Consider the following 18,903-nt stretch of genomic DNA (forward strand, 5'->3'; position numbering starts at 1 on the left):
ATTTCCCTGCCTATCATGGCGATAGCGAGAATGCATTCGCATCCGCTTGCGAATGGAGAAACCGTCCCCAAATGGACAAAGCATTTGCTCTACAATCTTTTTTCTCCAGTCTGCGAGTGATCAATGGTTCCGCACCTAGTTACGGCGTTAAACGGCCCGCTGCTCGACCTCGAGCGGAAGATCCTCGACGCTACGCCCGCCATCGAACGCTGGTTCCGGCTCGAATGGCAGGAGCACACGCCGCCGTTCTATTGTTCCGTCGATCTGCGTAACGCGGGTTTCAAGCTCGCGCCGGTCGACACTAATCTGTTCCCCGGCGCGTTCAACAACCTGCCGCAGGAAGTGCTGCCGCTCGCCGTGCAGGCCGCGATGGCGTCGATCGAAAAGATCTGCCCGGACGCGAAGAATCTGCTGGTGATTCCCGAGCGCCATACGCGCAACGCCTTTTATCTCGAGAATGTCGCCCGTTTGGCCGCGATCATGCGCCAGGCGGGTCTGAACGTGCGTTTCGGCACGCTCGACGAAAGCATCGTCGGGCCGGTCACGATCGCGCTGTCGGACGGGCAGAAACTCGTGCTCGAACCGCTCGAGCGCTCGCCACGGCGCCTCGGTCTGAAGAACTTCGATCCTTGCTCGATTCTGCTGAACAATGATCTGTCGGGCGGCATTCCGCCCGTGCTGGAAAATCTGCACGAGCAGTATCTGCTGCCGCCGCTGCACGCGGGCTGGGCCGTGCGCCGCAAGTCGACGCACTTCTCCTGCTATGACGACGTCGCGAAGAAGTTCGCGAAGATGGTCGAGATCGATCCGTGGATGATCAATCCGTACTTCGCGCACGTCGAAGGCGTCGACTTCCAGGAACGCACCGGTGAGGAAGCGCTGGCGGACGCGATCGACGGCGTGCTCAAGAAGATCGCCAGGAAGTACCGCGAGTACGGCATCTCCGAGAAGCCGTATGTCGTCATCAAATCCGATGCGGGCACCTACGGTATGGGAGTGATGACCGTGCACGACGCGTCGGAAGTGGCTGCGCTCACCAAGCGCGAACGCGCCAAGATGGCGGTCACCAAAGACGGCCTCGAAGTGCATGACGTGATCGTGCAGGAAGGCGTGTACACCTTCGAGCGCATCGGCGAAGAAGTCGCCGAGCCGGTCGTATATATGATCGACCGTTACGTGGTGGGCGGTTTTTATCGCGTGCACGGCAGCCGCGAGCGCGATCAGAATCTCAACGCGCCCGGCATGCACTTCGTGCCGCTCGGCTTCGAGCATACGGCGCTGCCCGATGCGCACGCCAAGCCCGGCGCGGCGCCGCCGAACCGCTTCTACATGTATGGCGTGGTGGCGCGGCTGGGGTTGCTGGCTGCATCGGTCGAACTGGAAAAGACCGATCCGGAAGCGATTCAGGTCTGAATTCCGCAAGCGGATTGACGGCGGGCTGGGTGCCGCCGTCACTGCTGCCACCGCCGCCGCCGCTGTGGACACGGTCCACACCGTCTATATTTACGATCAATGCCAAGCCCATCAGGGCGCACCGGGACCTTCATGGACATTCTTTTCATCGCCGATCCGCTCACGCAGTTCAAGATCTACAAAGACTCGACCTACGCGATGATGGCCGAGGCCGCGCGCCGCGGTCACACGCTGTACACGTGCGAGCCGAAGCATCTGGCGTGGACGGGCGGCGACGTCGAGGCGAACGTGCAGCGCTTTGCGATCGTTGGCGACGGGGCGGACCTGCATCGCGACACCTGGTACGCGGCCGTTGCGGCCACGCCGCGGACGCTGAAGAGCTTCAGCGCGGTGGTGATGCGCAAGGACCCGCCGTTCGACATGGAATACGTGACGTCGACGTGGCTGCTGGAACTTGCCGAACGCGGCGGCGCGCGCATCTTCAACAAGCCGCAGGCGATTCGCGATCACTCGGAAAAGCTGGCGATCGGCGAGTTCGCGCAGTTCGTCACGCCCACGCTGGTCACGCGCGACGCCACCCGTCTGCGCGCGTTCCATGAAGAACACGGCGACGTGATCCTCAAGCCGCTCGACGGTATGGGCGGCATGGGCGTGTTCCGCGTGAAGGCCGACGGCATGAATCTCGGCTCGATCATCGAAATGCTGAGCCACGACGGTGCGCGTTCCGTGATGGCGCAGAAATTCATTCCCGATATCAAGGACGGTGATAAACGTATTCTGCTGATCGGCGGCGAGGCGGTGCCGTTTTCACTCGCGCGCATTCCTCAGGGCAATGAAGTGCGCGGCAATCTGGCGGCAGGGGGCTTGGGCGTGGCGCGCCCGCTCACCGGGCACGACCGCAAGATTGCCGACACGCTCGCGCCGGTGCTGGCTGCGCGCGGCCTGCTGCTGGTCGGTCTGGATGCGATCGGCGACTGGCTCACGGAAGTCAACGTGACGAGCCCGACCTGCTTCCGCGAAATCATGGATCAGACCGGTTTCGACGTTGCAGCGATGTTCATCGACGCACTGGAGCGCGCGGCAGGTTGAGAGCGCTGCTCTTGAACGGCCGCCGTCGCCCCCAAACTGCGTAGTAAATCCGCATCGAGCACGCATCAGGCGAAACGACGGCTTTAGCGCGAAAATGGGCCTGCTACAATGCCCGTTCTTCCGATTCAAGCCTGTCCAAGCCGATTGGACGAGGTCGCCAGGACACCGCGGGCATGGATCGCGGACAGTGAGCGAGTGGTTGTTCACGGTGCTTCAGGTGCTGCGGGCCGCTCGTCAAATGGTGCGTTCCGGCCCTCACGACCCACGGCCGGTCGAGGGCGCTTGCGAACCGGGCAGTGTGTCCCGGTCCCCGGTTCGAGGCCGTTTTTTTGCAGCAAGGCTGACATGGCAGGCATTCTGATCATTGCGCACGCTCCGTTCGCCACCGCGTTGCGCGATTGCATTTCGCACATCTATGGTGGCTTGCCGGCTCGCATCGGCGTGATCGACGTATCGCCGGATTGCGATCCCGCCCAGATGGTCGCGTTCGCGCACGCTGAAATCGAGCGGCTCAAAGAAGAAAACGGTGCGCTCGTGCTCACCGATATGTTCGGTGCGACGCCGGCGAATATCGCCGGGCGCCTCGCTTCAGTGCCGAATGTGCGCGTGCTGTGCGGCGTCAATTTACCGATGCTGGTGCGCGCGGTCTGTTACCGCGCCACGCCGCTCGACACGCTGGTCGACAAGGCGCTCGCCGGCGCCACCAAAGGCGTGCAGGCAATCGGACCCGCCACGTCGGAGCCGGTTGCGCCGACAGCCTGTGCCAGCGACTGTTTGCCGGCCCTGCCGCCTGAGGCCGATCTGACCCAGAAGGCCGGCTCGACCGGGTTGTAAGCGGATCGACGGCTTCGGACAATTTGCAGTTTTACCCTTCACAACAACACTTACCCGCGCTTCGGACCATCACATGCAGCAACAGGAAACGACTATCGTGAACAAGTTGGGGCTGCACGCGCGCGCGTCGGCCAAGTTGACGCAACTCGCGGGCAACTATCAGGCGGAAATCTGGATGAGCCGCAACGGCCGCCGCATCAACGCCAAGAGCATCATGGGCGTGATGATGCTGGCAGCAGGCATCGGCAGCTCTGTTCTGATCGAAACGGAAGGCGCCGACGAAAAAGAAGCGATGGACGCATTGTTGAAACTGATTGCCGATAAATTCGGCGAGGGTCAATGAGTTCGCGTGTTCACGTTGCTTTGAGCAAAACGCCGCGGCAGTCCGCGGCGTTTTTTTTAGCGCGTGACAATGGCGGTATTTGCAGATGAGCTGGCGCCGTGGGCGAGCATCGCTAACGGCAATTCGTGTTGCGCTGCACATAGTGTGGTCGTACCTGGAACGGGCACGGAATTTATAATGGCCAAGAGAGTCTGAGAGCACTGCAGCGGTTTACCGCGGCATCACACAACTAGAGGAGGCGCGCGTGTCATTCACGCTGCATGGAATTCCCGTGTCACGCGGTATCGCCATCGGGCGGGCTTATCTGATCGCCCCGGCTGCACTTGACGTAGACCACTATCTGATCGAACCCGCCCAGATCGAAGGGGAGGTCGAGCGCTTCCGCTTGGCCCAGCAACTCGTGCATCACGAGCTCGACGCGCTGCGCGCCGATCTCGCGGCAGACGCGCCCAGCGAAATGGGCGCGTTCATCAACGTTCATTCAATGATCCTGAACGATGCGATGCTCGTGCAGGAAACCATCGATCTGATCCGTACACGCCGCTACAACGTCGAGTGGGCGCTGACCGAGCAACTCGAGCGCCTGTCGCGCCATTTCGACGATATCGAAGACGAATACCTGCGCGAGCGCAAAGCCGACATCGAGCAGGTGGTCGAGCGCGTGCTGAAGGCGCTCGCCGGTGCGTCGGTGGCGCTGGTGGACGGCGTACACGGCGCCTGCGACGAGATGATCGTGGTCGCGCATGACATCGCGCCGGCCGACATGTTGCAGTTCAAGACGCAAACGTTTCAGGGCTTCGTCACGGATCTCGGCGGCCGCACTTCGCATACGGCGATCGTCGCGCGCAGCCTCGGCATTCCGGCTGCGGTCGGCGTGCAGCACGCAAGCGCGCTGATTCGCCAGGACGACCTGATCATTGTCGACGGCGATCACGGCATCGTGATCGTCGATCCCGCCCCGATCGTTCTCGAAGAATATTCGTACCGTCAAAGCGAAAAGGCGCTCGAGCAGCGCAAGCTCCAGCGCCTGAAATTTTCGCCGACGCAAACGCTGTGCGGCACACGCATCGAGCTGTGCGCGAACATCGAGTTGCCGGACGACGCACGCGCGGCGGTCGACGCCGGCGCGACCGGCGTCGGCCTGTTTCGCACCGAGTTCCTGTTCATGAATCACAAGGACCGGATGCCCGAAGAGGAAGAGCAGTTTGGCGCGTACCGGCACGCCGTCGAGCTGATGAACGGCCTGCCGGTGACGATTCGCACGATCGACGTCGGCGCCGACAAGCCGCTCGATTCGATGGGTGGGGGGGACGGTTACGAAACCGCCGCCAACCCCGCCTTGGGCCTGCGGGCGATCCGCTGGAGCCTGTCGGAGCCGCAGATGTTCCTGACGCAGTTGCGGGCGATTCTGCGCGCGTCGGCGTTCGGCAAGGTGAAGATTCTGATTCCGATGCTCGCCCACGCGCAGGAGATCGACCAGACGCTCGATCTGATTCGCGAAGCCAAGCGTCAGCTGGACGACGCAGGCATCGCCTACGATCCGAACGTGCAGGTCGGCGCGATGATCGAGATTCCGGCCGCCGCGATCGCGTTGCCGCTGTTTTTGAAGCGGCTCGATTTCCTGTCGATCGGCACGAACGATCTGATCCAGTACACGCTGGCGATCGACCGCGCGGATAATTCGGTCGCGCATTTGTACGACCCGCTGCATCCGGCGGTGCTGCATCTGATCGCGTTCACGCTGCGCGAAGCGAAGCGGGCAGGCGTGCCGGTGTCGGTGTGCGGCGAAATGGCGGGCGATCCGGCGTTGACGCGTCTCCTGCTCGGCATGGGTCTCACCGAGTTTTCAATGCACCCGAGCCAGTTGCTGGTGGTCAAGCAGGAAATTCTGCGCTCGCATCTGAAGACGCTGGAGAAGCCGGTGGCCGACGTGCTGGCATCGTTCGAACCGGAAGAAGTACAGGCAGCGCTCAAGCGCGTGGCGCTGGCTTAAGCGGCGTCGCGACGGAAGCGCCGCGCGGTCGCGGCGCTTCCGTCAGCCTCTGTCAATTTCATTCAGCCCGAATGCTTCTCGCCACATACCGGGCAGTCCGGCTGGCGCGCGATGCGCATCGTGTTCCATTCCATCCGCAGCGAATCGAGCATCATCAGGCGACCCACCAGCAGCGTGCCGATTCCCCCGATCACCCGTAGCGCCTCGGCGGCCTGCATCGAACCGATGATGCCGACCGTCGGCGCGAACACGCCCATCGTCGAGCACGCGACCTCCTCGAACGGTTGGTCTTCGGGAAACACGCACGCGTAGCAGGGCGACGATTCCTCGCGGAAATCGAAGGTGCTGATCTGGCCGTCGAAGCGCAATGCCGCGCCGGACACCAGCGGCACGCCGTGCTTCACGCAAGCGCGGTTGATCGCGTGGCGCGTCGCGAAGTTGTCGGTGCAATCGAGCACGACAGCGGCGTGCGGCACTTCCCGGTCGAGCCACGCATCGTCTACGCGTTCGGCCACAGCGTTCACCGCCACCTCAGGGTTGAGCCGTGCGATTGCGTCGCGCCCGGACTCGACCTTCTTGCGTCCGACCGAGGCGGTCACATGCAGAATCTGCCGCTGCAGATTGGTCAGATCGACCGTATCGGCATCGACCAGCGTCAGTCGGCCGACGCCCGCGGCCGCCAGATACATCGCCGCCGGCGAACCCAGCCCGCCCGCGCCGACAACGATCGCGTGCGCATCGAGAAAACGCTGCTGCGCCTCGATGCCGATTTCGTCGACGAGGATATGGCGGGAATAGCGGAGGAGTTGATCGTCGTTCATGGCGGGCGCGTGAAGTGGATCGCGCGATGGGGTGCGAGACCGATGGCCTGCGGCGCGCGTTGTCGTGATGGTTATTCTAATCGCGCGGGGAGCGTGTCTTCGCAGCATTCAGCGCTGCGAAGACACGTGAGACGGATGCTTACTTGGCCGGGGCAGGCGCCGCAGCGCCAGCCGGCGCCGACGCTCCGGGCACCGGTTGCGTCGGCTTTACCGCGACCGGCGCGGAGGCCGACGTAGCCGGCTTGTTCTGCGCCAGACGCCGCTCGGTCAACGACTTCGATTCCTGCACCGGCTTGCCTGCCAGCTTGTTCAACGCCTGTTGCAGCATGAAATCGTCGGTCGAACCGAATTCCACCGGCTTGCGCTCACGATCCTTCTGGCGCTGTTCCGGCGTCTTCTTGTCGTTCTGCTCCTCAAGCTGACGCAACTGGTCCATGCGCTCCTGTTCGCGCTGTTCCGCTTCCTTCTTCTCGTTCGGGTCCTGCGTGTTCGCAAGGTGATTCGAGTAGTCGACTTCGCGGGTGACCAGCGCGTCGTCCGGATCGCCTTCCCCGTATTGATCCACCGCTATGTCAGGACGGATGCCCTTGTTCTGGATCGAACGGCCGCTCGGCGTGTAGTAGTACGCCGTGGTCAGACGCAGCGCGGTCTCTGCCGTCATGGGCCGGACGGTTTGCACCGAGCCCTTGCCGAACGTGGTCTTGCCGACGATCAGCGCACGATGCTGATCCTGCAGCGCGCCCGCGACGATTTCCGAAGCCGACGCCGAGTACGCATTGGTCAGCACGATCATCGGCACCGTCTTGAAGATCTGCGCTTCATCCTTCAACGGATCGCCGTCGAAAGATTGCAGACGGTAGTTGTCGTACGTATCGCGATAAACCTGCTTCGAATCCGGGATCTGACCGTTGGTCGATACCACCACCGAGTTAGGCGGCAGGAACGCGCCCGCGACGCCGACCGCGCTTTGCAGCAGACCGCCGCCGTTATTGCGCAGGTCGAGCACGAGGCCCTTCAGGTTCGGCTGTTGACGCGCAATGTCTTGCAGTTTCGCGGCCAGATCAGGCGTGGTGCGCTCCTGGAAGCTGGTGATGCGCACGTACGCGTAGCCCGGCGCGAGAATCTTCATCTTGACCGACTGGACCTTGATGATCGCGCGCGTGACCGTGAGCGGGAACGTGCGGTCGTCGGTCTTGCGGAAGAGGGTGAGCGTGACCTTGGTGCCCGGTTCGCCGCGCATCTGCTTGACCGCCTGGTCGAGCGTCATGCCGCGCACGGGTTTGTCGTTGATGCGGGTGATCAGGTCGCCCGGACGGATGCCGGCGCGGAACGCCGGGGTGTCTTCGATCGGCGAGATCACCTTGATCAGGCCGTCTTCGGACGAAATTTCGATCCCCAAGCCCGCGAAGCGGCCCTTGGTTTGCTCCTGCAGTTCTTCGTAATCGGTCTTGTCGAGGTACGAAGAGTGCGGATCGAGGCTCGACACCATGCCTTTGATCGCGGCGGTGAGCAGCTTTTTATCGTCGACCGGTTCGACGTACTCATGCTTGATTTGCCCGAAGACCTCGGCGAAGAGCCGGAGCTGGTCCAGCGGCAGCGGCGCGGCCGTGGCGCTGGCGGGTTGCTGGGCCGAGGCGGACAGTTGCAAAGTGGCAAATGCGCCGGTAGCAAGGCCCGCGGCGATCAGGCCGATATTTTTCAGGTTCTTTCGCATAGAGTCTGTTGCGGTCGGAAGCGCGTGGCAGCGTCGATAGAGATGGGGACGGACAAGTATAACTGCACACCCGCCCAGTCAGGGCGCGACGCAGGCAATCGTAATTCGACAGCGCCGGCCGGGTCTGGTTCGGGAGATCGGAGCCGCGACGCTGAAGTAATGTGCGGTAACAGGCAAATGGCGGCCAGCCATGGACGCTTGAGATGACGCGTGCCGCGCGTGCCGGTATGTCTTGCCGGCCGGCGCGGCCCGTTGGCTGCCGCTTGCCACCGCTTGCTGCCGTTTGCCGCTGCTTGTCGCCATTTGTCGCGGTTTGCCGCGCCCCGCTGCGCATCTCACGCAGCGGCCGCGGCGACCTAGCGGAATCAGCCCGCCTTGCCCTGGCTTGCGACCGCGGCTTGCGCCTTCGCGATCGCATCCTGGTCGCCCAGATAGTAGTGCTTGATCGGTTTCAGGTTGTCGTCGAGTTCATAGACGAGCGGCACGCCGTTCGGAATGTTCAGGCCGACGATGTCGTCGTCCGAAATATTGTCGAGATACTTCACCAGCGCGCGGATGGAGTTGCCGTGCGCGGCGATCACCACCTTGCGGCCCGACTTGATGGCCGGCGCGATCGACTCGTTCCACAAAGGCAGAACGCGCGCGACAGTGTCTTTCAGGCACTCGGTGAGCGGCAGCTGTTCGCGCGGCACCTTGGCGTAGCGCGGATCGGTGTACGGAGCGCGTTCGTCCGACGGATCCAGCGCGGGCGGCGGCGTGTCGTAGCTGCGGCGCCAGACCAGCACCTGTTCGTCGCCGAATCTGGCGGCGGTTTCCGCTTTGTTCAGACCCGACAGCGCGCCGTAGTGGCGCTCGTTCAGACGCCACGAATGCACAACGGGGATGTACATCTGGTCCATCTGGTCCTGCACGTGCCACAAGGTGCGGATCGCGCGCTTGAGCACCGATGTGTAGGCAATATCGAACGTGTAGCCGGATTCCTTCAGCAGCACGCCCGCTTGCTGCGCTTCACGGTTGCCCTGCCCGGTCAGGTCGACGTCGACCCAGCCCGTGAAGCGGTTTTCCTTGTTCCACGTCGATTCGCCGTGGCGGATGAGAACGAGTTTGTACATGAGATTGCCGGTCGGTAGTAAGGAAGCGGTAAAGCGCTGCGAGGCCCGTCTTGAGGAGCGCCGCCATCGCGTCAAACGGTTATTTTATAATGGGCGGATTGCCCTTTTCGATTTCTCTCTTTTTCGGCGGATTTTCCGTGAAGTTTTTCACTGATTACACAAACCTTGTACTGATCGCGATCGTCCTCATCTCCGGTGGGTTGCTGCTGTGGCCGACGATCAGCCGGCGCGGCCGTGGCGGCCTGTCGGCCGCTGAAGCCACCCAACTGATCAACCGTCGCAATGCGGCGGTTATCGATCTGCGTCCGTCGGCTGATTTTGCCAAGGGCCATCTGCCCGCGGCACGGCACCTTGAATTTGCTGAGCTGCAGGCAAAAGTCGCGCAACTCGTGAAGAACAAGAACAACCCGGTGCTGCTGGTGTGCCAGACCGGCCAGCAGTCGAACAAGGCGGCGCGTATCGTGCAAGATGCTGGATACGCCGAAGTCCACGTTCTCGAAGGCGGTGTCGACGCCTGGCAGAAAGCCGGCATGCCGGTTGTGAAACAAGGAGCAGCGAAGTGAACAAAGTGATCATGTACAGCACCCAGGTGTGTCCGTATTGCCAGATGGCCGAACGTCTTTTAAAGTCGCGCGGCGTCGAGCAGGTCGAAAAGGTACTGATCGACAAGGACCCGGCCCGTCGCGAGGAAATGATGACGCGGACCGGCCGTCGTACGGTGCCGCAGGTGTACATCGGCGAGACGCACGTCGGCGGGTACGATGATCTGTCCGCGCTCGATCGCGCGGGCGGTTTGATGCCGCTGCTCGAAGCTGCTGCCTGAAGCCGCCTGAGTTTGCGCGCCAGCCGGCGCGTGAGCCGGGTGGAACGAAACCAAGCCGGCGCATCGGCGTCCCGCCAAGGGCGGTGATGCGCCGCAACGATCTGGCGGCCCGTGGCTGAATGGGCCGCCGCCATGTGTATAAATCAGGGAATCATCCAATCATGTCCGACGAGAATAACCAGCCGTTCTTCAATATCCAGCGCATCTACCTGAAGGACATGTCGCTCGAGCAGCCGAATTCGCCGGCTATCTTCCTCGAGCAGGAAATGCCGTCGGTCGAAGTCGAAGTCGACGTGAAGGCCGAGCGCCTCGCCGACACCGTGTTCGAAATCCTCGTCACGGGCACCGTGACGGCCAAGGTGTCGGACAAGGTTGCGTTCCTGATCGAAGCCAAGCAAGCCGGCATTTTCGACATTCGCAACATCCCGGCTGAGCAGATCGATCCGCTGGTCGGCATTGCTTGCCCGACGATCCTGTTCCCGTACCTGCGCTCGAACATCGCCGACGCGATCACCCGCGCCGGTTTCCCGCCGATCCACCTCGCCGAAATCAACTTCCAGGCCCTGTACGAGCAACGTCTCGCGCAGATGGGCAGCCAGGACGGCGCGGGCGCGGCGCAAAACGGCGTCACGCATTAACGCGTCGCACGCAGAGCCGGCTATGAAGGTTGCTGTCCTCGGCGCCGGCGCATGGGGCACAGCCCTCGCCGGCCATCTGGCCGTACGGCACGACACGGTGTTGTGGGCACGGGAACCCGCGCTCGTGGCCGATCTCTCCGCTTCGCACGAAAACGCCCGCTATCTGGCGGGCGTTGCTTTGCCTGCGGCGCTTCGCTATGAAGCGGACTTGAGCGCGGCGCTCGACCACGCGCTTGCCGACGACGCCCTGTGCGTTGTGGCAACGCCCGTGGCCGGCCTGCGCGGTCTGTTTCGGGCGATGCACGACGCGGGCAAAGTGCCGGCGCATGTGGTATGGCTGTGCAAAGGTTTCGAAGCCGACTCGCAGCTGTTGCCGCATCAGGTGGTCGCCGCCGAACTGCCGGGGCACGGCAGCAACGGCGTGCTGTCCGGTCCGAGCTTCGCGCGCGAAGTGGGGTTGGGGCTGCCGGTGGCGTTGACCATCGCGAGTGCGTCGGCGGCTTGCCGCGAGCGCACGGTCGCCGCGTTCCATCATGGCGCCATGCGCATCTATACCGGCGACGACGTCGTCGGCGTGGAAGTCGGCGGCGCGGTGAAGAACGTGCTGGCGATCGCGACGGGCATTGCCGACGGCCTCGGCCTCGGTCTGAATGCGCGCGCTGCGCTGATCACGCGCGGCCTGGCTGAAATGTCGCGTCTCGGCGTGACCCTCGGCGGTCGCGCGGAAACGTTCACAGGTTTGACCGGGCTGGGCGATCTGATTCTGACCGCGACGGGCGATCTGTCGCGCAATCGCACAGTCGGCATGCAGCTCGCCGCCGGCCGCACGCTCGACGATATTCTCGGCGGCCTCGGTCACGTGGCCGAAGGTGTGCGTTGTGCACAAGCCGTCCTGGCGATCGCGCGCGCGCATGCGATCGAGATGCCGATCACGCAAGCGGTCTGTGCCGTGCTATTCGACGGCGTGGCCCCGCGTGACGCCGTCAGCGCCCTGCTGCGGCGCGATTCGAAAGCCGAATAAGTCCCGTCTTTCAGCCGTTTGGCGCTAAAACGCGCTGAACGGCTGCCCGCCATCGCTGTCCACGTTTTATCGACGCTTCGGACTAGCGGGGTTCCCATGCTCACTTTCAATCGTTGTGCGTTAGAGGCGCGCGTGGTCGACATCACGACGCTCGCCGTCGATGCAATCGTCAACGCCGCGAATACGTCGTTGTTGGGTGGGGGCGGCGTGGATGGCGCGATTCACCGCGCGGCCGGCAAGGAGTTGCTGCGCGAATGCGAGACGCTCGGCGGCTGTGCGACCGGCGACGCGAAAATCACCCGCGGCTATCAATTGCCGGCCAAACACGTGATTCACGCGGTCGGGCCGGTCTGGCAGGGCGGCGCGCGCGGCGAGGCGGATCTGCTCGCCTCGTGTTATCAGCGCTCGCTCGAAGTGGCGCATCAGGCGCATTGCAAGAGCATTGCGTTTCCCGCAATCAGTTGCGGGATCTACCATTTTCCCGCCAACGAAGCCGTGCAGATCGCGCTCGGCACTGTGCTGGAAACGCTGCCGCGCACACCGGGCATCGAGCGCGTGGTGTTCGCCTGTTTCGACGACGCGATGCTCGCGCGCTTCGAAACCGAGTTGGAGCGCCGTCAGACGCCGCCTTCGAAGCCGGTCTGACGCCACGCTTCGAACACCACGATTGCGACGGTGTTCGACAGATTCAGGCTGCGGTTGTCCGGCCGCATCGGCAGACGCACCCGCTGTTCGTTGGCGAATTGATCGAGCACCGCGTCGGGCAGGCCGCGCGTCTCGGCGCCGAACACGAACCAGTCGCCGGCTTGAAACGCGTGCTCGTGAAAGCGGCCCGAGCCGCGCGTCGTGAACGCGAACATGCGCGCCGGATCGGGCGCTTCGCTGGCGATGAACGCTGCCCAATCGGCGTGCACGTTCATCCGCGCATACTCGTGATAGTCGAGGCCGGCGCGGCGCAATTTGGCGTCGTCGAGTGGAAAGCCGAGCGGCTCGATCAGATGCAGCCGCGCGCCCGTGTTGGCGCACAGGCGGATGACGTTGCCGGTGTTCGGCGGAATTTCCGGTTCGACGAGAACGACATTGAACATGATGGGATCAGGTTGAGACTAGTTTTTTGGCGTGCGCAGCGCGACGAAGTTGGTGACGCGCCGCGCACCGGCGGCCTTCAGCGTGCGCGCCAACGCTTCGAGCGTCGCACCGGTCGTCATTACATCGTCGACGATGCCGACGTGCAGACCCTGCACCGGTTTCACGACCTGGAACGCGCGGCCTACATTGAGCCGGCGCGCATCGAGGTCGAGCCGCGATTGCGGCGCGGTGTGGACGGTCCGATGCAGCAGGGTTGTGTCGCTGCGCACATTTAGCGCGCGCGCCAGCGGTTTGGCGATTTGCCACGCCTGGTTGTAGCCGCGTTCGGCCAGCCGCTTGCTGGCGAGCGGCACGGGAGCGATCACGTCGGGCCATGCCGATGCATCTGCCAGCGAGTCTTCGGCAAGACGTGCGAGGCGTTGCGCAAATTCGCGCGCCAGCATGAGCCGTGCGCGAAATTTCAGGCCGAGCGCGAGGGCGTCGAGCGGCGCGCGGTAGTCGGCGAGCGCGAAGGTCGCGTCGAACGGCGGCGGCTCGCCGATGCAATCCGCGCAGCGATAGTGCGCGCGCCCCGCGCGCTGCGTTCCGGGCAACGGAACGGCGCATGCCGTGCAGCGCAACCTGCTTTCATTCCAGTACGCTTCGTCGCAACCGGCGCATAGCGTCTTGTGCGACAAATTGCCGCACAGTGCGCACAGGTTCGGCAGCGCGGCGTGCACGACGTGTGGCCATGCCGAATGCAAGCCGCGCACAAAACGCGTGCACTGGCTAACGGAAGACGAAGAAAATGATCGAAATGACATGATCGGACCGCCCGCGAAGGCCTTTCACGCTGAAGGGACGGAAGCGAGCGAGTATACTTCGGGCTCTTCGCCAGTACGACACCCATGTCCCCATCTCCCGCTCAATCTGGCCGTCCGGCCTATGATTCCCGGCGCCTCAGGCGGATTTTCGACCGCCGTGCAGCGACCTTCGACGAAGTCGCGTTCCTGCCGCGCGAAATCGCGCAACGCATGCGCGAGCGTCTCGACTACATCAAGGTCGCGCCGTCGAGCGTGCTCGACGCGGGCTGCGGCATGGGCGAAGACATTCCCGTGTTGCGCGAGCGCTTTCCCGAGGCGCCGGTGTTCGGCACCGATCTGTCGCATGGGATGCTCGTGCGTGCGCTGCGCCACGACGCCGGCGACACGAGCTGGCGGCGCTTTCTGCCTGCAACGCTCGGCAAGGCGCTCGGCGCGCGCGGTCCGCGGTTTGCGCAGGCCGACTTCTCCGCGCTGCCGTTCGCGGCCGGCGCCTTCGAATTCGTCTGGTCCAATCTCGCACTGCACTGGCACTCGCGGCCGGATCTCGTATTTCCCGAATGGCAGCGGGTATTGAAAGTGAACGGCCTGCTGATGTTCAGCACGCTCGGTCCCGATTCGCTGAAGGAATTGCGCGGCGCGTACGCCGAGGTCGAGGCGGCGCACGGCGTGAGTTCGCGCGCGCATGTCATTGACTTCGTCGACATGCATGATCTTGGCGACATGCTGGTCGAAAGCGGCTTCGAGATTCCCGTGATGGACCAGGAAGCGCTGACAATTACTTATAAGTCGCCCGAGTCGCTGCTCGCGGACGTGCGCCGTTGGGGCGCGTATCCGTTCGAGCGCGCGGCGTCGTCGAATCCGGCTGCGCGCCGGCTGCGCAAGGCTTTGCTGGCGGCGCTCGAAGCCCGCCGGCGCGCCGACGGCACGATCGCGCTGACCTTCGAGGTGATCTACGGGCACGCATGGAAAGCCGTGCCGCGCACCACGGCGGAAGGTCATGGGATCGTGCGGATCGAGGACATCGGGCGAGGTTCGTCGAAGAATCGTTGAAGCGGTAAAGAGGACATCTGTTATGTCTGAAATTAGCGCTTCAAAAGACGCCCGGAGGGTGCGTCAAAACGGCGCGGAGGCTTGTCGCGCCTGGCTTGTGAGCCGATAGAGGCTTGCTTGTGGATGCTATGGATCACGCCTATAATGCGTCAGTTTGTCGCCCGGAGTTCCCACATTTGGGGCGGCAGGCCCGAGGCGCGGGGCTGCAACACGAGGTGGCGCGGCGGTTATGGAAGGCCGCGGGCGGCGATTCGCGGGAGGCAGCGATGGATGCATCAGATCTGCTGGCGGATTCTGACCCAGTCCTCAAAGACTGGACGATGAAACGCAACTGTTCGATATCGCCACGGCAGTTCGTGTGTTTCTACGTGTCGCTTGCGTTGTTCTCGCTGGCAATTGCTTTCATGCTGGTTCTGGTCGGCGCCTGGCTGGTGTTGCCGTTCACCGGTATCGAATTGTTGGCGGTGGGCATCGCGTTTGCCATATATGCGCGCCATGCTGTCGATTACGAGCGCGTCCGGCTGTTTCAGAACCGGCTCGTCATCGAGCAGGTCAGCGCTGAGCAGCTCACGCAGTTCGAATTCAATCCGCGCTGGGTGCGGATCGAGGCGGGCGCAACGCCGCGTGACCAGATCAAACTGGTCTCGCGCGGCCAGACGATCATGATCGGGCAACATCTCGCGCAGTATCGGCGCGCGCAGTTCGCAGGCGAATTGCGTATGTGGCTCACGCGTTGTTAAACGCGTGAAGGCGCGCGGCGTTCACGGGGAGCGCGGGGCAACCTGCCAGCGGGGTCGAGGGTTTGAATGGAAATTTTGGGTAAGGAAGCTATGAAAACAATCAAGCGAGCCCTCATGGGCGTGCTGGCGATGAGCGGACTGCTTTTCGCCGGTGCCGCCCTGGCAGTGGGCGATGTTCCGGGCGGCCCCGCCGTCAACGAGATCAATCTCCAGCCGCCTGTGACGAAAATCGCTGAGGAGCTCTACAACCTTCACACGTTCATGCTGATTCTCTGCACGGTGATTTTCATCGGCGTGTTCGCTGTGATGTTCTATTCGATCTTTGCCCACCGCAAATCGAAGGGTCACAAGGCTTCTAACTTCCACGAAAGCACCACCGTCGAAATCATCTGGACGATCGTGCCGTTCGTTATCGTCGTGCTGATGGCGCTTCCCGCCACCAAGACCGTCGTCGCGATGAAGGACACCACCAATGCCGACGTCACCATCAAGGTCACGGGCTATCAGTGGAAATGGGGTTACGACTACGTGAAGGGTCCGGGCGAGGGCATCAGCTTCCTGTCCACGCTGGCCACGCCGCGTGCGGAAACCGACGGTCGCCAGCCGATTTCCACCACGTATCTGCAGGAAGTCGACAATCCGCTCGTCGTCCCGGTCGACAAGAAAATCCGCATCATCACCACCGCGAACGACGTGGTCCACTCCTGGTACGTGCCGGCTTTCGGCGTGAAGCAGGATGCGATTCCGGGCTTCGTGCGCGATACGTGGTTCAAGGCTGAAAAGGTCGGCACGTTCCGCGGCTTCTGCACCGAACTGTGCGGCAAGGAACACGCGTTCATGCCGGTGGTGGTCGAGGTGCTGTCCGCTGACGACTACGCGAAGTGGGTCGACACGCAGAAAAAGAAAATGGCCGCCGGCCAGGACGATCCGAACAAGACCTATACGCTCGCCGAGTTGATGGAGCACGGCGGCAAGGTGTACGCAGCCAACTGCGCGGTCTGCCACCAGCCGACCGGCAAGGGCGCAGGCGCCTTCCCGGCGATCGACGGCAGCAAGATCGCCAACGGCTCGCTCGCCGAGCACGTGAGCCTCGTGCTGAAGGGCAAGAACGCGATGCCTTCGTGGGCGCCGACCTTGAACGACGTCGAAATCGCCTCGGTCATCACGTTCGAACGTAACTCGTGGGGCAACCACACCGGCGACCTTCTCCAGCCGAAACAGGTTGCGGACGCCCGTAACGGCAAGCTGCCGGAAGGCGGCAACCATCTAGCCGAAGCAGGCGCAGCGGCAAGCGGCGCGGAAGCGGCGGCTTCGGGCGCAGCGGGCGCCTCGGGTGCCGAAGCGGCTGCGGCCGGTTCGGAGAGCGCGGCAACGTCGCAGGCAGCGCTTCCGGCAAACGTCTACTTCGAGACCGGCAAGAGCACGCTGCCGGCCGACGCGAAAGCGGCGGTCGACGCGGCCGCGGCCTACGCGAAGGCGCATCCGGATGCGAAGTTCGCGCTGTCGGGTTTCACCGACGCCACCGGTTCGGCCGACGCCAACGCGAAGCTCGCGAAGAGCCGCGCCGAAGCTGTGCGCGACGCGTTGAAAGCAGCCGGCATTGCCGAAGACCACATCAATTTGAAGAAGCCGGAAACGATCACGGGCGGCAGCGACGCGAAAGAAGCCCGGCGTGTTCAGATCAGCCCGGCTGCCTGACGTGTTCATGGTCAGCACCGCAGTATTCGCTTTAGGAGATTGTCATGTCTAGCATCGGACGCGATGTAGTCGCGGGCCACGAGCACGTGCACGGCGAGCATGCCCACGAAACGCCGCATGGCTGGCGCCGTTGGCTGTTCGCAACCAATCACAAGGACATCGGTACGCTGTACCTGATCTTCTCGTTCACCATGTTCCTCTCCGGGGGCGTGATGGCGCTGATGATCCGTGCCGAGCTGTTCGAGCCGGGTCTGCAGATCATGCGTCCCGAGTTCTTCAACCAGTTGACCACCATGCACGGCCTGATCATGGTGTTCGGCGCGATCATGCCGGCGTTCGTCGGCTTCGCGAACTGGATGGTGCCGCTGCAGATCGGCGCATCGGACATGGCCTTCGCACGGATGAACAACTTCAGCTTCTGGCTGCTGCCGGTTGCTGCCGTTCTTCTGGTCGGTTCGTTCTTCTCGCCTGGCGGCGCGACCGCCGCAGGCTGGACGCTGTACGCGCCGCTCTCCACGCAGATGGGCCCTGGCATGGACTTCGCGATTTTCGCGGTCCACTTGATGGGTGCGTCGTCGATCATGGGCGGGATCAACATCGTCGTGACGATCCTGAACATGCGCGCACCCGGCCTCACGCTGATGAAGATGCCGATGTTCGTCTGGACGTGGCTGATCACCGCGTACCTGCTGATCGCCGTGATGCCGGTTCTGGCAGGCGCGATCACCATGGTGCTGTTCGACCGCCACTTCGGCACGTCGTTCTTCAACGCGGCAGGCGGCGGCGACCCGGTCATGTACCAGCACATCTTCTGGTTCTTCGGTCACCCCGAGGTGTACATCATGATCTTGCCGGCGTTCGGGATCGTGTCGCAGGTTATCCCGGCGTTCTCGCGCAAGCCGCTGTTCGGCTATAGCTCGATGGTGTATGCAACCTCGTCGATCGCGATTCTGTCGTTCATGGTCTGGGCGCACCACATGTTCGCCACCGGCATGCCGGTGACCGGCCAGCTGTTCTTCATGTACGCGACGATGCTGATCGCGGTGCCGACCGGCGTGAAGGTGTTCAACTGGGTCGCGACGATGTGGCGCGGTTCGCTGTCGTTCGAAACGCCGATGCTGTTCGCTGTCGGCTTCCTGCTGGTCTTCACGTTCGGCGGTCTGTCGGGCCTGATGCTCGCGATGGCGCCGCTCGACATCCAGTATCACGGTACCTATTTCGTGGTGGCGCACTTCCATTACGTGCTGGTGGCGGGTTCGCTGTTCGCGCTGTTCGCCGGGTGGTACTACTGGGCGCCGAAGTGGACCGGCTGGATGTACAACGAAACGCGCGGCAAGATCCACTTCTGGGCGTCGATGTTCTTCTTCAACCTTGCGTTCCTGCCGATGCACTTCGTCGGTCTCGCAGGCATGCCGCGTCGTTACGCCGACTATCCGGCGCAGTTCACCGACTGGAACCAGGTCATCTCGATCGGCGCATTCGGCTTCGGTTTGGCACAGGTCTACTTCCTGTTCGCAGTCGCACTGCCGGCATACCGCGGCGGCGGCGAGCTTGAAAAGGCCGGCGACAAGCCGTGGGATGGCGCAACGGGTCTCGAATGGACCGTGCCGAGCCCGGCTCCGTTCCATACGTTCGAAAACCCGCCGACCGTCGAGTAATCGGCGTTCAGCGAGAGTGACGGTTCCAGCGGCGGCGCGAGTAGGTGTCGCAGCCGCCGGAACC

General features: G+C 63.3%; 19 protein-coding genes. 14 read left to right on the forward strand and 5 right to left on the reverse strand.

The window, feature by feature from the left end:
• Window positions 1-123 precede the first annotated feature (123 nt).
• From gshA to ptsP, 5 genes are all read left to right on the forward strand, one after another.
• Window positions 124-1,413: a glutamate--cysteine ligase gene (gshA, locus tag AC3WLT_RS10870; protein ID WP_492591883.1), complete on the forward strand. Its 1,290-nt coding sequence runs from the start codon at window positions 124-126 to the stop codon at window positions 1,411-1,413.
• A 132-nt stretch (window positions 1,414-1,545) separates the two neighbouring features.
• On the forward strand, window positions 1,546-2,502 hold the full coding sequence (gene gshB, locus AC3WLT_RS10875) for a glutathione synthase (protein WP_492591884.1): 957 nt from the start codon (window positions 1,546-1,548) through the stop codon (window positions 2,500-2,502).
• A gap of 345 nt (window positions 2,503-2,847) precedes the next feature.
• Entirely contained in the window at window positions 2,848-3,336 is a 489-nt protein-coding gene (locus AC3WLT_RS10880; RefSeq protein WP_492591885.1) for a PTS sugar transporter subunit IIA, read from the forward strand.
• A gap of 73 nt (window positions 3,337-3,409) precedes the next feature.
• Window positions 3,410-3,679, forward strand: coding sequence for an HPr family phosphocarrier protein (locus tag AC3WLT_RS10885; RefSeq protein ID WP_492591886.1), 270 nt, complete (start codon window positions 3,410-3,412; stop codon window positions 3,677-3,679).
• Between the two features lie 244 nt (window positions 3,680-3,923).
• Window positions 3,924-5,672: a phosphoenolpyruvate--protein phosphotransferase gene (ptsP, locus tag AC3WLT_RS10890; RefSeq protein ID WP_492591887.1), complete on the forward strand. Its 1,749-nt coding sequence runs from the start codon at window positions 3,924-3,926 to the stop codon at window positions 5,670-5,672.
• 62 nt (window positions 5,673-5,734) lie between these two features.
• Here ptsP and AC3WLT_RS10895 read toward each other — a convergent pair whose 3' ends face one another.
• The 3 genes from AC3WLT_RS10895 to gpmA form a co-directional block, all read right to left on the reverse strand.
• A complete protein-coding gene (locus AC3WLT_RS10895) occupies window positions 5,735-6,493 on the reverse strand; it encodes a HesA/MoeB/ThiF family protein (protein WP_492591888.1) in 759 nt (252 codons plus the stop codon).
• A gap of 139 nt (window positions 6,494-6,632) precedes the next feature.
• The gene (locus tag AC3WLT_RS10900; RefSeq protein ID WP_492591889.1) at window positions 6,633-8,207 is read right to left on the reverse strand and encodes a S41 family peptidase; all 1,575 of its coding nucleotides are present in this window, start codon (window positions 8,205-8,207) and stop codon (window positions 6,633-6,635) included.
• Window positions 8,208-8,572: 365 nt separating this feature from the next.
• Window positions 8,573-9,319, reverse strand: a complete 747-nt coding sequence (gene gpmA, locus AC3WLT_RS10905; protein ID WP_492591890.1) for a 2,3-diphosphoglycerate-dependent phosphoglycerate mutase — start codon at window positions 9,317-9,319, stop codon at window positions 8,573-8,575.
• 137 nt (window positions 9,320-9,456) lie between these two features.
• Here gpmA and AC3WLT_RS10910 point away from each other — a divergent pair, with 137 nt between their 5' ends.
• The 5 genes from AC3WLT_RS10910 (at window position 9,457) to AC3WLT_RS10930 (ending at window position 12,446) form a co-directional block, all read left to right on the forward strand.
• Window positions 9,457-9,882, forward strand: a complete 426-nt coding sequence (locus AC3WLT_RS10910; protein ID WP_169485379.1) for a rhodanese-like domain-containing protein — start codon at window positions 9,457-9,459, stop codon at window positions 9,880-9,882.
• Window positions 9,879-10,142, forward strand: a complete 264-nt coding sequence (gene grxC / locus AC3WLT_RS10915; protein ID WP_492591891.1) for a glutaredoxin 3 — start codon at window positions 9,879-9,881, stop codon at window positions 10,140-10,142. Before AC3WLT_RS10910 ends, grxC begins: the two co-directional genes overlap by 4 nt.
• A 161-nt stretch (window positions 10,143-10,303) precedes the next feature.
• Window positions 10,304-10,780 (forward strand): protein-export chaperone SecB, encoded by a 477-nt coding sequence (secB, locus tag AC3WLT_RS10920; protein ID WP_492591892.1) that lies wholly within the window; start codon window positions 10,304-10,306, stop codon window positions 10,778-10,780.
• Window positions 10,781-10,802: 22 nt separating this feature from the next.
• Window positions 10,803-11,801, forward strand: coding sequence for an NAD(P)H-dependent glycerol-3-phosphate dehydrogenase (locus tag AC3WLT_RS10925; protein ID WP_492591893.1), 999 nt, complete (start codon window positions 10,803-10,805; stop codon window positions 11,799-11,801).
• 96 nt (window positions 11,802-11,897) lie between these two features.
• Entirely contained in the window at window positions 11,898-12,446 is a 549-nt protein-coding gene (locus AC3WLT_RS10930) for an O-acetyl-ADP-ribose deacetylase (protein WP_492591894.1), read from the forward strand.
• On the opposite strand, the gene trmL is transcribed toward AC3WLT_RS10930, so the two are convergent.
• Together trmL and AC3WLT_RS10940 are read right to left on the reverse strand one after the other, a co-directional pair.
• Window positions 12,419-12,889: a tRNA (uridine(34)/cytosine(34)/5-carboxymethylaminomethyluridine(34)-2'-O)-methyltransferase TrmL gene (gene trmL / locus AC3WLT_RS10935; RefSeq protein ID WP_115099525.1), complete on the reverse strand. Its 471-nt coding sequence runs from the start codon at window positions 12,887-12,889 to the stop codon at window positions 12,419-12,421. The two genes, AC3WLT_RS10930 and trmL, sit on opposite strands and share 28 nt — an antisense overlap.
• Window positions 12,890-12,907: 18 nt before the next feature.
• Window positions 12,908-13,693: a phosphoribosyltransferase family protein gene (locus AC3WLT_RS10940; RefSeq protein ID WP_492591895.1), complete on the reverse strand. Its 786-nt coding sequence runs from the start codon at window positions 13,691-13,693 to the stop codon at window positions 12,908-12,910.
• Between the two features lie 84 nt (window positions 13,694-13,777).
• On the opposite strand from AC3WLT_RS10940, the gene AC3WLT_RS10945 reads away from it, so the two are divergent.
• The 4 genes from AC3WLT_RS10945 to ctaD all read left to right on the forward strand — a co-directional run bounded on the left by AC3WLT_RS10945 (window position 13,778) and on the right by ctaD (window position 18,839).
• Entirely contained in the window at window positions 13,778-14,743 is a 966-nt protein-coding gene (locus AC3WLT_RS10945) for a methyltransferase domain-containing protein (RefSeq protein WP_492591896.1), read from the forward strand.
• Window positions 14,744-15,009: 266 nt separating this feature from the next.
• Complete coding sequence (locus AC3WLT_RS10950; protein WP_492591897.1) at window positions 15,010-15,483, forward strand: DUF2244 domain-containing protein; 474 nt, start codon at window positions 15,010-15,012, stop codon at window positions 15,481-15,483.
• A 66-nt stretch (window positions 15,484-15,549) separates the two neighbouring features.
• On the forward strand, window positions 15,550-17,181 hold the full coding sequence (coxB, locus tag AC3WLT_RS10955; protein ID WP_492591898.1) for a cytochrome c oxidase subunit II: 1,632 nt from the start codon (window positions 15,550-15,552) through the stop codon (window positions 17,179-17,181).
• A gap of 44 nt (window positions 17,182-17,225) precedes the next feature.
• The gene (gene ctaD / locus AC3WLT_RS10960; protein ID WP_492591899.1) at window positions 17,226-18,839 is read left to right on the forward strand and encodes a cytochrome c oxidase subunit I; all 1,614 of its coding nucleotides are present in this window, start codon (window positions 17,226-17,228) and stop codon (window positions 18,837-18,839) included.
• Window positions 18,840-18,903: the final 64 nt, after the last annotated feature.

This window comes from Paraburkholderia sp. FW306-2-2C-D06C, from assembly GCF_058781505.1.